The following is a 14,342-nucleotide window of genomic DNA, read 5'->3' as shown; positions in this document are numbered from 1 at the left end:
AAACTGCACAAAATCCATCAAAAATAATCTACGTTTGATGAATATTATTTTGTTAGTATTTGGAGAGATCCTAACAAAAAGAAGATGCAGAATATTATGAATGCTTCTAAAATATGCAAAATCACTTTGCTCTGTATAAGTGTAAGCTTAAGTCTTACTCAATTTGCATCTGCTGAAAGTTCCATTTTTTCAAAGTCTGAAACTTCTCAAAAACAATGGGTCGGAAAATCTGCACCTGCGTTTAAATTACAGGATCAAAACAGCAAATGGCATTCTTTAAGCCAATATAAAGGTAAATGGATCGTTTTATATTTTTATCCCAAAGACAATTCACCGGGTTGCACTCAAGAAGCCAATCAGTTTAAGGCACTCTACCCACAATTTTTAAAAAATAATGCTGTAGTGTTGGGCTTGAGTTTAGACGATGTTAAATCTCATCAAAAATTTTCAGAAAAGTTAGGTTTACCTTTTCCCATCTTGGCAGACAATCATCATCAACTGGCAGATCAATTCGGGATTGTCCGTAACCTCGGCATTACCAAAATTGCCAAGCGAGAAAGCTTTTTGATTGACCCCAAAGGAACCATTGTTTATCACTACAACAGTGTAGATACACAATCGCATGCGGCTCAGGTCTTGGCAGATATTCAAAAGTTTTCAAAATAGATCTTCGATTATTCAAAATCTAGACCGTATGATTCGATTCAAATGATAAACCGGGTTCAAATGATAAAATTTAAGACATAAAAAAGCCCAACTCTTGTCAGGCTTTCTCGATCTAAATCTGCAATCTTACATTTGCGATTGAATATAGTTTTGCAAACCAATCAATTCAATCAAACGAATTTGTTTTTCCAGCCAGTAGGTATGATCTTCTTCAGTATCAGACATTTGCTGACGAAGCATCTCGCGGGTCACGTAATCGCCTTTTTCTTCGCAAAGTTTTACACCTTGCGCCAATTTTTCACGTACATGATATTCGAGTTTTAAATCTGCTTTTAAACACGTTACAACATCTTCACCGGTTTCGATGTCATCACGGTTCATATTCGGTGTACCTTCTAAAAACAATACACGGCGAATAAGCGAATCGGCATGCGATGCTTCTTCTTGCATTTCATGGTCAATACGTTCAAAAATCTTCGTTAAACCCCAATCTTCATACATACGAGAATGAATAAGGTATTGATCACGAGCAGCCAGTTCGCCACCGATCAACATATTTAGATAGTCTACGACTTCTGGATTGCCACGCATTTCAATTACTCCATACCCTTTTTCTAACATTATGGACAAAAGCCACCATCAATGCAAAAGAAAAATTATGTAAGTTTATGATTTTTATAAAATTAAAATGAGAAACATACGCATTTGCAGTGTATTTAACCAAACTTTCCATATAAAAAATAAGCCTTTGCGTAATTGAAGCAATTTCACCAAGGCTGATTTAAACTATAAAAGTATATTTTTAAGATTTGTAACGGTTACAAATGGTTCTTATTCCCTCAACGAATAAATGACTTTAACCTTGTGATGCATGTCTTAGCACATCATTCGGTCACAATTGCATCTCATCTAAACGAATTAAATACAAGTTCAGCTGTGAGTAATAACAAATAGAATGCTGCCACATACAAATTTTAGCTGAACTAAGCATCAATCGGTCAAAGACAACCCTGCGATTTCACTCTAAGATAGACGCAAATTTAAAAAACAACAATGGTTTAGCTATGACAAATCCACAACATACCGCACCTATTCTTGTGACAGGTGCGACAGGCTACATTGCCAGTTGGGTGATTAAAAATTTACTGGAGCAAGGTCATACCGTACATGCCACTGTTCGTGATCTCAACAAAAAGCCAAGCTTTGCACATTTAGATAAAATTGCAGCAGAAACCACGGGCACACTTAAACTTTTTAAAGCCAATCTACTTGAACCCCATTCATTTGATGAAGCCATGCAAGGCTGTGAAACCGTGTTGCATATGGCATCTCCTTTTGTGGTGAGCAACTTTAAAGATGCGCTAAAAGACATTATTGAACCTGCTATTTTAGGCACTGAAAATGTGCTGAACAGTGTCAATAAAACCGAGTCAGTGAAACGTGTGATCGTGACCTCGAGTATTGCTGCAACTTATGGCGATGCCATTGATATTCAACACACCGCAAAGAATGAATTTGATGAATCGCATTGGAATACCACCAGTTCAGAAACACATCAACCCTATCCCTACTCCAAAGTCATCGCGGAACGTAAAGCATGGGAGATGCAAAAAGCACAACAACGTTGGGACTTGGTGTGCATTAACCCGGCGCTGGTTCTCGGTCCATCATTAACCGCAAATACCCAGTCAGGCAGTGTGGAAGTTCTACAACAATTTGCTAACGGCATGACCTTGCTCGGTGTACCGCCTATGTGGAATGGGATCGTCGATGTCCGTGATGTTGCAGAGGCACACGTTCAAGCTGCATTTAATCCTGATGCCGAAGGGCGCTATATTATTAGTGGTGGCACTTTGAGCTTATTGGAAATGGGGAAAATTTTACGTCAGAACTTTGGTCCTAAGTTCCCCTTCCCACGTAATAAACTCCCGAAAGCGGCTTTCAAACTGCTTGGTCCTTTGGCAGGTTTCTCCAAGTCATTTGTTGAACTGAATATGGGTTATCCAATCTACTTTAATGCCCATAAAAGTCAGCAAGAACTCGGCATACAATACCGCAACATTGAAACCAGTCTGATTGAGCATTTCCAGCAGTTACTGGATGACGGGGTGGTGAAAAAATACATTCCTTAACGTCTAAAAAAACCACATGCATCTAACATGTGGTTTTAACTGCGCTGATTCAAACTTTAAGCTTATTAACCTTGTACTTGTCCGTATTCAGCCATCAAGTTTAAAAAGTCGGTTTCATTCATTACTTGTACTCCCAGCTTTTCGGCTTTTTCGAGTTTCGACCCAGCTTTTTCACCTGCAACCACGCATTTGGTTTTACTCGAAACGCTACCGCTAACACGCGCGCCTAAGGCTTGGAGTAACTGTGTCGCTTCATCACGTCCCATACTGCTGAGCGTACCAGTAACCACCCAGCTCTCACCATTAAGAGGCTGACGTGTAGGTGCAATCGGTGCATCCCAGTGAATACCGGCTTCAAGCAAACGATTTACCACTTCCAAGTTATGTTCAGCTTGGAAAAAATCGATAATCCATTCAGCGGTAATATCACCGACATCTGGCGTTTTCTTTAAGGCTTCAAGATCCGCAGCTTTAAGGGCATCAAAAGTCTGAAAGGTATTGGCAAGCATACGTGCCGTGGTTTCCCCCACACCGCGAATACCCAAGGCATAAATGAAGGAAGCCAGTGTGGTTTTCTTGCTATTTTCAATAGCATCAAACAGGTTCTGTACCGACTTTTCACCCATTTTTTCAATCGTCAGCAACTGTTCCCGATGTTCATGCAAGCAATAAATATCAGCGACATTTTTCAACAAATCGAGGTGTAATAAAGATTCCACCCAACGATCACCCAAGCCTTCAATATCTAGCGCTTTACGTGAAACAAAATGGCGAATCGCTTCTATACGCTGTGCCGCACAGTACAAACCGCCTGAACAGCGCGCCAAAGCTTCACCTTCTGGCATCACTACTGGCGAATCACAGACTGGACATTGCGCTGGAAGATGGATCTCTTGGGCCTCCACTGGGCGGAATTCTGGCCAGACTTTTTCCACCTTCGGAATCACATCGCCACTGCGGTAGACACTGACGGTATCGCCAATACGCACATCTAAACGGTGGATTTCTCCAATATTATGCAAGGTGACATTGGATACTGTTACCCCCCCTACAGCCACAGGATTTAAACGTGCAACCGGTGTTAATTGTAAATGTAACACTCAAACTTTTATTTCATATAGATAACATGATTGCTTTTCTTGAGTTTTTTCAAATTATAAGCTATTTTTTTCTTATTGAATATTACATATAGAAAATGACATTGAGCCCAAATCAAAATTGGGATGTACTGAAAAATGAATTAGAAGAAATTATATTCGCTCATTTATGTAATTACGCCCAAACATGTCCAGTCCAAAAACAGCAAACATTGATTAGTTGCTTGTCTATGTACATTCAGCTTCTAGGAATTCCTTTGAATAGTGGAGACAACTCTGCTTTATACACCGCCTTGATGCAAATTCGAATTCACCTATGTATTCGATTATTTTTTGGCTCTGCCAAACAATATTATTTGTATATCCTTGACTTCATTTATTACCTTCAAAAAGTTAACTACATTAGTAAGAGCTTTTCCTCCCCAACCAAGATAGCGAATAAAACTGAATATGAATCACTAAAATTGACACCTCTTTCTATTGAGATTTTAGAAAAAATAGCAACACAAGATAATAGTCAAAAATTAGCATTATTAATAAAAAAACACTGCACCCCAGAATTAGAAACTCATATAAACAGTTATATGAAGACTTTAAATGAAAATACCTTATATAGTTTCAGGATGTGTGCAACATCTTTTTTTGGTTCAGTTGAATCTGGTTATGAATGGAGTAAATCACAAACTTATATTGAGGATGCGCTCGCTAAATACAATGTAGAATTAAACTTACGATCAAAAACAGACAGGCCAACCTCAGAATCCCTATATTATAGCTTGTACAGTTTCTTTTCTTATTTACTTGGCGCTGGAAAAATTCCACGTGAAGTCGATTTACCGCTCTACCAACGTCGACCCAGATCTTTATTTTCTGAAAAATTAGCTGACAAGAATTCTCGAAGATTAAATAAGTCCATCGATGTAATTAAATCCCACCTAAATCCTGAGTCATATCGAATAATAGAAAAAGAAATACGTAACCTATGTAACTCTAGGTTTGAAATTGACGTTACTAATGACCTAATTAAGTATATTGATCTTATAAAAAACCCTATCAATAATCGTGACAACAAGCTGGTTTTAACTGAATTCCATACAATATCGTGTCACATTTCAAAAATATATGTTTTTAAAAGTGCCAAAAATAGAATAAACACTCTTGCAACAATAATTGAAAAGGCATCCCGAGAAAGTGTAATACTACCTAGACTAACTACTGAGCTTCGTTACAACGAACTGAGAAAAAATCAGCTCCCTGAATTGGCAATGCAGAAAATCGCTGTCAAGCTCTCTAGTGCAGAAGCTTTTGATGAAGCTTTAAATAAATACTGCTCGACTAAAGTAAGAACAAGATTGCTTGATTTCGTCAATTCTTACAAACCTAAAGAGAGAAAAGCTTACCGAAAACCATTAATTGATTTTTTGAACCAAGTTTCGGATAGTTCAAAGGATTGGGAAAAAAGTCCAGAAAAAATTCAAAGTGAGTTAATGAATTATAGAGATAATCTACTAAGCGAAGTTGATAGAAGCACTGCATACCAAAGGTATAATAATATAACAAATGCATTAAAAGTGCTTATCGAGCACGGGCTACTGGCTTCATCTACATATATACCAAAGAATATTAAAGAGTCATCTAATGTTGAAAAATATAGTAATAATCCTCTTATATTACAGGTTGATTTACGAGATGAAAAAAATCATCAACACTTTTCGGGCAGCCAAGAGTTTATAACCTTTGTTCAATCAAGTCTGTCGAGTAACTTAAATTGCTTAGTAGCAGTTTCAAGAGAAATTATAGCTAAAGGATATGCAAAATATCTTAGTAAAGATGAAGTAATTTCTAGAAGTAAATGCATTGAAAAATTTAGTCCAGAAAATAGTTTTGAAAATCAACATTCAGTAGATTATTTTGATGTGAAGTCTTTTAACATCTATCCCATAGAAAATAAAGTTGCGTATTTCGATTATTTTTTTGACGAATTAGTTCGCAATGAAAGACCTCATAATATAGAAAAACTTCAATTTGGCACTGATATACTTGAATATTTTGGTTTAACCCCCTTAATTGCTTCTGCTATGCAAATTGTAATCACTGAAGAACTTGGATTTAATCCCCATTCACTCTATGAAGCAGCTATTTCATCCCCTCATCGGGGAGAAGTCTTCATTTTGGTCAATGATGAAGGCAGTGTAAGAGTGAAAGTATACAAGAAAAGAGCAAAACACATTAGGCAAGTTTCTACTAAAGGTAGCAATAAACCTCTGAACCACCTACAACCAGAAGAAATCGACGCTGCAGCATGTTTAAAGATGGCTTTAGAGATGAGCGAAAGAACAAGAAAGTCACTGAACTCTGAGTACTTATGGACTTGCCTCTTATTAGGAGCTCCCGCAGCTCTCCCCTGGTCAACCACCTTCCAAGGTGCTTTCAATAAAATAAGACACATAGCATACGAAAAATCAGGCTCAGCAGAGTTAAAGGTTGCTACGTTAAAAAAAGTACGCAGTTCAAAAGGGGTGTTGATCTATCTTGAATCTAAAGGTGACACTTTGAAAGCAACAAACTATTTTGGAAATCAGGTAAAGACAGCCTTAAAGAGCTATATTCCAAAATATTTATCTGAATTGATATACCGAGTAAAAATAAGAGCTTTTCAGAACATTTTGCTTTACATGTCTCTGAGCGAACACGATAGCTCATTTGATATACTCAATTTAACTAAAGAATCATATATAGCCCGACTAGAACAAGCTTTCAAAAATCCCGATATGGGGGGACCGCTTTTTTCAAAGTTAACGATACAGTCGACGATGTCAAAAGAAACGAGCCCGACTTATTTTTGTCTATCCCATGAAAACATTATCTTGGCTTTAAAGTACATAAAAGAAGGTACAGACGATCAACTAAAAGCAGATTGTGAAGATGTAATCAGAAAGTTATCGGAAGGTTCAACTCATTTAAAAGAGATGCTTAGAAAAGCGCACAAAGCATTGAAAGGCTGACAGATATGGGAAATTTAAACTTAACTCAAACCTCCTTAGCGATAGAACTTTCAGAACGAGACTGGTTAAAACTGGCTAAATCCGGACAGTATCCAAAGCCAAGATGGATGCTGAATGATTCTATAGAAGACGATGAGTGGCATATTGCTAGAAGTGGATTTGACATTCCGTCTTCACCACCATACAAAAGAGAAAGTTACCGGATACTATCATTTCATAAAGAAATTGCACTTAGTGAACTCCTTACCAATGCACAAAACTCAGAGCTGCTACATGATTTAAAGATCAGCTTTCTCTATTTAAGCTTCAGTGATGCAGTCTCACGACCTCAACGGTTTTCAGAGATTTTTAATTCGATAATAAGCTTAATTAGACATGCAAATGAATTGAGGAGCAATCAAGACAAACCAATTATTCGACATTTAAACATGATTAGTTTCACTGATACTAATGAATATTTAAAATCATTTGGAGTAAATGACGAACATTTTTCACACGTATTAAAAACATCTTCTCAACAGAAAAATAATTTATCAAAAAAGGATTGGCAAAAAATCCAATCAGAGCTATCAATTACCACTAGAGAAGTTATTAGTCTACAGAGTAAACTAAAAAGTTATTTAAGCAATAAAACTAAAAACAAAGCTTCACATTATACTTCCGAATACCTTAATGCATCCAAGCCCTTCTTTGATGTCGAAATCGACCTTAGACCTAGGGAAACAACCATTTCAAACGAAATTTTGAAATTAGAATTACTTTACACTAGTAGAGTTATTCAAAAGCATTCTTTTAATCATTCACCCCGAGAATTATTTTCTGACGGTCATTCCATCCTAGATAGTTTAAACCCACCAAAAAAAACAAAACTAATCCCTGCTCATATCGCACTTCATGCTATGTCTAACGCGCTATATTTTGTAAGAAAATTTGGCTCTGAGCTTAGGGGTTATGTAAATTTACTTTGGGCTGCGGAAAAAAATACCATTGACGTACTAAAAATATCTCCATCACGAATATTTAGAAATACAAAAGTGATACGGGAGCATGCTTTCGCTAACACCCGTATGCCGGACACACTAAGGGAACTAAAAATTACAACTTGGGAATATAAAGAAGCGTTTGACAAACTAAATCACAACTGGACAAGAAATAACCTATCAGTTGAAGCCGCCATATTACTTTATGTTGCTTCCATGTGGATACTTCTGGCTAGTTTCACTTCTGCCCGAAGACAATCATTAAACACATTAAAAAGAAACTGTTTCCGCTTATCACCTATAGACGGGTTATTCGATATAACCCTGAGAATACCGAAAAGTTCCGAAAGATTTGAATTAGAAGATGTCCATAGACCTATTCCTGATTTAATATTTGACTATGGAATAGAATTTTCTTTATTCGTTACACAATTAGAAGAACGCCAAGGATACATTTTTAATGAAGATGAAGTGTATCTATTTGGCAAAATTCTTTCTTTGAACTCATCAAGCTCGTTTAATCATGCAAACCACCATATTGAAACAAAAGACTTTTATAGATACCCATTAAGTGGAGATTCAATTTACAAAGCACTGTGTTTTTTTCAAGATTGGTCTCAATCTCCTTTGATAGAGAATAAGAGATGGTATCCAGCACCGCACCAATTTAGAAGACTTTTTGCTGTTTTATACTTTAACTTTTCAGATGATAATGGTTTAGAGGAACTGTCATGGTTTATGGGACACTCGTCACTTGAGCAAACTTTTCACTATGCAGAAATCTCTCCGTCAGATGAATGGCTAGAAGAAGCTGAGATAGCAATAGCTAGAATTGGTTCTTCATTACATAAACAATTACAGGCAGACGATGCTATTACTGAAATAGTAAATCAAGCAAAAAATTCAACAGAAACAGTTGCTGTTCTAGAACCACTTATTAAACAAATGATTAATGAACATAAACAAAAAACAGGAAAAGAAGTTCGCTTTAAAAAAATTGATGGCAAAGATATATTTTTCTACTTCTGCAGCCCTGGGAGGTAAGTTAAATGCCTAAATTCATAACTGGGGAAACTTCGAAAGCTGTCTTAGCTGAAAAAGAAGCTAAGACTGCATCCCTATTAAAGAAAGCAAACCTGATAAGAAAGATTAGTAGTAAGGATGACATTTATCCCTCATTAGTAGTAAAGCGCAAGACAATATCCCTTTCCTCTGTTTTGCAATGGGAAGACTGTGAATTAGGGGTGATCAAATGTGTTTGGAATACAGCCCACGAGACACATAACGCACAAGTTCTAAAAGTACTGTTAGAAGCTATCGACTTAGCTAATTTAAAGCTAAATAATGAACAATCAGATAAACAGATTTCGACTAAAATCGGCTCTTCATCCATATCAAAAGAAGACTTGAGTTTACTCATGCTGGAAAATGAAGAACTTAGAAATGCATTAGCAGAGGTTTACCGCGCATATATTCAAACACTCGAGAACATCAAGGAAGATAAGTCTGTTAGTGAGGTACTCCAATTACTTCTTAGAAACCAAGCTTTTATTCTCGGCAAACAACGAGTTTGGCAGGTAAAATAATGACAAGAGTCGTAATCGCAAAGAACCCAAATCTATCATTTTTAACTGTTGGTAAAAAAGGGGCATTTGAGGATTCAGTGCCTCTCCCTATAATCCTCAAAAACAAGGGGCAATTCGATTGGGAAGCGAATGAGTATTTAACACACTACGCTGGGGGAGCAAGAACCTATAATATAAGACCACTTGCAACGTCTGTGTCAAAAAAGGCTTACAGCTTAAATTTATTTTGTGATTTTCTGGAACATAGTAATACAGAATTGAATTATATAAATGATGATACATTGTATCGATATGTGGAGAGGTTAAAAGAACGTAATATCACAGATTCAACTATAATTTCTCATATTCGCACAGCTTTAGGGTATATTGTTCACCTTAATGTACGATATCCAAAATGGCATTTAGCTACAAATAAAATCAACGATAATACAAATTATAAGGTTCACTATTCTAGTCACAAATATATCCACGGTAGATTTGAAAAGAGCTATTTATCACATAGATGTCTTAATGGCCTCATCCACATTAAAACAGAAGCTGAGTTTGTTAGAGATCATGAATATTTAATGTGGTTAGATGCTATAAATTCGACAACGTTACATCCAGAAGTAGATGATTTTTTAATTGCGAGATGGCAAGCCCTAGGAACTTTAATGGAAATAACTGGTTCAAGGATTTCGGAGGTGAACCAAATCACAAAAAAAATGATACAAAATGCCGCTGCCGACATGTTAGATCCATCAGCAAAGCATATTATTAGAGACGTAAAAATTGCTAAAGGAAAATACAAAGGAAAAAGTCGTAATGTCCCTGTGACCAAGGAGGATTTGCAGGTCATTTTAATATATCTGAATAAAGTAGAGGAACGATTTCCTGATATTAAACATGACGGTATATTTGTAGATGCAAAAACAGGAGAGAAATTAAAACAGTCATATCTTAAGAATTACGCGAGAAAAGTTATTAATAACTCACCCCATGCCCAAGCACTAAGACATATTGTGAACCATTCTTTTAGACATAGATATATTACTTTGAATATTTCAAAAGCAATTAGCAAACTTTCTAAACAAGGAAGTTTCTCTAATATACTCAGTGTCGCTGCAGAGGCTTGTAGAAAACTGACCATGCATGCTTCGGATAAAACCTTAGCACACTATGTTCACTTAGCATGTGAAATCAACGAGTACAACAACTTAGAAGATGAAAGCAATGAATCACTATCTAGCCATGTTCGTTCAAGAATAGCAAAGTTAGTCAACATATCGGACAGGTTTGAATCCTCAGCGTTAAGTAATTCTGATGCGTTATCCCTCTTATTGAGTGAAATTCATGAGCTAAGAAAATTAAATATCTCTACATTGAAGTAACCTTATTTTGAAGCCACCTCAAAAAATTCTATTGAAAAATGTAATAATTGCATTTTAATTATTAAGCCACCGCACTCTGATTAAACGCTTCAACAACCCCAAATATGTTGTCAGCATCTCCATCACCAAATACCCCATCAATCCCTTCATAGTGGATCTGATTAAATGGTGGTTCATAAAGCTGTGATGCTTCTAAAGTTCCCCGCATGGTCAAATGTTCAATAACCATTTCTATGAAACGAATTTGCTTCTCGTTATAAGTTGACCCTTGTAGATACTTCGAGAAAGCAGCCTGAACAGATTGACGATCTAATCCAACTAGAGAGCGAATGAATAGTGGTAAAGGTTTGTCTGCACCGAAACATTGTTCAAACTTCTCTTTGCTTTCAACCTCCTGAGCGTCAAACACAAATCGTTCTAGTTCATTCAGGTCAGTAGGGGTAAGAGCTAAGCCACGCTTTAATTTAGCGATGGTGATGTGGTTTTCATTGGTTTTAATGAAGCTCTCTACACGTTTACGGTATTGAGCAATATTTACTCCAGGGCCTACCTCAGGAATATCGATTTCTTCTGCTTCACCAATTTCATCATCAAGCATCGAGTACACAATCGTTGAGGTAGATTTCTCAATCAGCTTCACCAATCCCCGAATGCGTTTACGCATCGACTCCAGCATTGGAACAGTGATGCCTTTCCAATAGGCTTCAGTTTGTATTTCTTGAATCAGGTTAATCTGTGCCGCTACCACAGGAATATTTTCTTTAGTTTCCAATTTGGAAGCGATTTCGATGACTTTATTGGCATAAACCTGAATTGCCTTGGTATTTTTTTCCAACACAGCAAGTTCGATGTTATAGCAAAGCATGTCAAACAGCTTGGCTTCTAGTGGCTCAGACTCTAGTTCGTTCGGAAGTTTGGAAATATGTTCTCGTAATGTGCCAATTGCAAGGTCATCCAGATTGTCCCAGGCCACATCATTTTTAAAATGTTCAACATGCTCAATTTCAGATTTAACAATGAAGTTATCCTTATTCATCGACTGCACTTCAGTCTGCAAGCTCTGACGCAGCTCTTGCTGTACAGCTTTCATTTCTTCAGTTTGGTAATCGGATGAATTCAGCAAACTCAAAACATTTAATCGAGCCTTGAATAGTCGTTGTCCCAATGGCTCTGTGGTGGATACAGGCGCACCATCAGGATTTTCATTGAAGTATTCAAAGTTAGAACAGTAGTCGAAAATATAGAATTCTTTCTTGTCCATTTCAGGTGCAAACAGGTCTTTGCAAAGCCGTGTCCCACGCCCAATCATCTGCGTGAATTTCACTTTCGAGCGTACAGCTTTGAAGAAGACGAGGTTAACCACTTCAGGAACATCAATCCCTGTATCGAGCATATCTACAGAAATGGCAATTTGTGGATCAGCCAGATATTTCTTACTGAAGCTATCAATCAAGCTCTGTGCATACTTGGTCGAGTGTGTGATCACACGGGCAAACTTGCCATCATAGTGCGGATAGTTTTTATCAAAGCGTTCAGCAATGAAATTGGCATGATTCTGATTGACTGCAAAGATGATAGTTTTACCCAACATATCACCACCTTCAACCTTGATGCCATTTTCCATCAAGTGCTGAAGCATCTTGTCTACCGTACCAGTGTTGAACAGTTCCTTATTGATCTCGGATGCCGTTACCTCATCAGGTGCATCACCACCATCCCAAGCCAGCTCATCCCAATGCAGTTTCTCTTCTTCTGAAAGCTCATCATATTTCACACCTTCACGCATGAACTTCAATGGTACTGAATAAGCTTTAGGTGGTACGAGATAACCATCGGTAATGGCTTGGTTTAAATCGTAGTAATCGGTTGGGACACCGCTTTCCAAGCCAAACAGTGCATATGTATCACGATCTACTTCATCGCGTGGCGTAGCTGTCAAACCGACAAGCAAACTGTCAAAGTATTTAAAAATCTCACCAAATTTTTGGTACACGCTACGATGGGCTTCATCGACAATAATCAGGTCAAACATACCTGTGCCGTATTTACGTGTGCCATCAGCATTCATTTCATCAATCAGCCCCATCATGGTCTGATAGGTAGAAAGATAAACCCGTCCATTCTGGGTTTTACTTTCTACCAAATTGACAGGTGCAGAATCAGGTAAATTGGCTTTAAAGGCATTAGTGGCCTGTACCACCAGTGAAGTACGATCGGCAAGGAACAGGACTTTCTGTACCACATTGGCTTTCATCAGTACATCCACTAAAGCAATGGCGGTACGTGTTTTCCCTGTACCTGTTGCCATGATGAGCAAGCCTGCACGTTCTTTACGTTGAAATGCTGCAAGCATGGCTTTAATGGCACGGGTCTGATAGTAACGCTCGACAATATTGGCATTGATTGGGAAGCTGCCAAGATCAGGGTTATTTTTACGTCTTTCGATCAGACGCTTCAGTTCAGCCTGCGTATAGAAGCCATGCACCAAACGCGGTGGGCCACCTTGTACATCATTCCAAAGACGGGTGCGGTAGCCATTGGTATAAAAAATGACAGGCCGTTGTCCAGTTTGCTGCTCTAAACAATCGGCATAAAGTTTTGCCTGTTGTTGACCCACTTCAGGATCAACCGATGTACGTTTAGCTTCTACCAACGCCAAAGGTAAGCCATTGGCATCATAGAGTACATAATCTACTGAACCTTTACCTGATGTGCTTGGCATTCCTGTTACGGGAATTTCTTCTCGTGCAGTAACACCAATTTCCCAACCTGCTTCTTCAAGCAGCAGGTCAATTTTAAGCTTACGGGTTTCATCTTCTTTATAGTCGGTGTGGTCTTGAACTTTGCTATTGGCAAGTTTGGCTTGTTCAACTTCCTGACGTTTCTGCGCTAGATCTACATCAATGTTGGCGAGCAGTTTTTCACGCTCTTCTAGGCTTGCAGAGAGTTCTAATAATTTTTGTTCACGTTCACGCAGAGCTTTATGCTGATCAGCAAATTCCTTTTCTTTGGCTTCTGCTTGCTTCTGTAGCTGTTCTTGGTTAGCAGTGACTGGTTGTGTAGTTTCTGCGTTAGGAATCAGTTTAGGGTTAAATAGAATCGCCTGAGAGCGATCTTTTGATGGTGAACCATAATTACGCTCAAACCAGACAAAGATCAGGAACAGATGGCTAATGTGTTTAACCGTTTCCTCAGTAGTCAATTGCTTGAATTTTTTACCATGTACCGCACTGTTGCCGACCATGCGAATATTATCCATCTTGTCCCAAATGTAGGGCGGGATAATTTCCTTAAACTTTACATCGGTGATCAGGCTATACAGCGATGGATCATAGGGTTGAGTAAGTTTTTTATCGTATTGATATAGCCAAAAGACAAGGTTTTCTAATGAATTTCGGGCAAACATTAAAGCGGCTTGAGGGGAAATATACACAAGCTTTTCAGCTTCCTTCGCGGTGAGTGCTAGCTTGCTAAACTCAGGCTCTAAAAACTGAAAGTTGCTCATA

Annotated in this window: 8 protein-coding genes and 1 pseudogene; 6 read left to right on the top strand and 3 right to left on the bottom strand. The window is 37.8% G+C overall.

Features of this window, described 5'->3' with window-relative positions; genetic code table 11:
• Positions 1–96: 96 nt before the first annotated feature.
• On the top strand, positions 97–666 hold the full coding sequence (locus tag HLH16_RS14455) for a peroxiredoxin (protein ID WP_131289451.1): 570 nt from the start codon (positions 97–99) through the stop codon (positions 664–666).
• A gap of 126 nt (positions 667–792) precedes the next feature.
• Here HLH16_RS14455 and ftn read toward each other — a convergent pair whose 3' ends face one another.
• Entirely contained in the window at positions 793–1,257 is a 465-nt protein-coding gene (ftn, locus tag HLH16_RS14450) for a heteropolymeric bacterioferritin subunit Ftn (RefSeq protein WP_067726514.1), read from the bottom strand.
• Positions 1,258–1,730: 473 nt separating this feature from the next.
• Between ftn and HLH16_RS14445 the strand changes: the two genes are divergently transcribed.
• Positions 1,731–2,798: an SDR family oxidoreductase gene (locus HLH16_RS14445; protein WP_131289453.1), complete on the top strand. Its 1,068-nt coding sequence runs from the start codon at positions 1,731–1,733 to the stop codon at positions 2,796–2,798.
• A 65-nt stretch (positions 2,799–2,863) separates the two neighbouring features.
• On the opposite strand, the pseudogene ligA reads toward HLH16_RS14445, so the two are convergent.
• A pseudogene (gene ligA / locus HLH16_RS14440) lies at positions 2,864–3,883 on the bottom strand (NAD-dependent DNA ligase LigA); the annotation flags it as partial.
• A 116-nt stretch (positions 3,884–3,999) separates the two neighbouring features.
• Here ligA and HLH16_RS14435 point away from each other — a divergent pair.
• The 4 genes from HLH16_RS14435 to HLH16_RS14420 are packed head-to-tail and all read left to right on the top strand — an operon-like array spanning position 4,000 to position 10,836.
• The gene (locus HLH16_RS14435; RefSeq protein WP_171529856.1) at positions 4,000–6,900 is read left to right on the top strand and encodes a hypothetical protein; all 2,901 of its coding nucleotides are present in this window, start codon (positions 4,000–4,002) and stop codon (positions 6,898–6,900) included.
• A 5-nt stretch (positions 6,901–6,905) separates the two neighbouring features.
• Positions 6,906–8,924 carry a site-specific integrase gene (locus tag HLH16_RS14430; RefSeq protein WP_171529855.1) on the top strand — a complete coding sequence of 673 codons (2,019 nt, stop codon included), beginning with the start codon at positions 6,906–6,908 and terminating at the stop codon, positions 8,922–8,924.
• A gap of 5 nt (positions 8,925–8,929) precedes the next feature.
• Positions 8,930–9,466 (top strand): hypothetical protein, encoded by a 537-nt coding sequence (locus tag HLH16_RS14425; protein ID WP_171529854.1) that lies wholly within the window; start codon positions 8,930–8,932, stop codon positions 9,464–9,466.
• On the top strand, positions 9,466–10,836 hold the full coding sequence (locus tag HLH16_RS14420; RefSeq protein ID WP_171529853.1) for a site-specific integrase: 1,371 nt from the start codon (positions 9,466–9,468) through the stop codon (positions 10,834–10,836). Before HLH16_RS14425 ends, HLH16_RS14420 begins: the two co-directional genes overlap by 1 nt.
• A gap of 61 nt (positions 10,837–10,897) precedes the next feature.
• Here the strand turns inward: HLH16_RS14420 and HLH16_RS14415 are convergent, their stop codons facing one another.
• Positions 10,898–14,341: a DEAD/DEAH box helicase family protein gene (locus HLH16_RS14415; protein WP_171529852.1), complete on the bottom strand. Its 3,444-nt coding sequence runs from the start codon at positions 14,339–14,341 to the stop codon at positions 10,898–10,900.
• Position 14,342: the final 1 nt, after the last annotated feature.

Origin of the sequence: Acinetobacter sp. ANC 5378 (assembly GCF_013004315.1) — a bacterium.
Classification (GTDB): Bacteria; Pseudomonadota; Gammaproteobacteria; order Pseudomonadales; family Moraxellaceae; genus Acinetobacter.
This window is presented reverse-complemented; position numbering and strand designations above follow the sequence as displayed.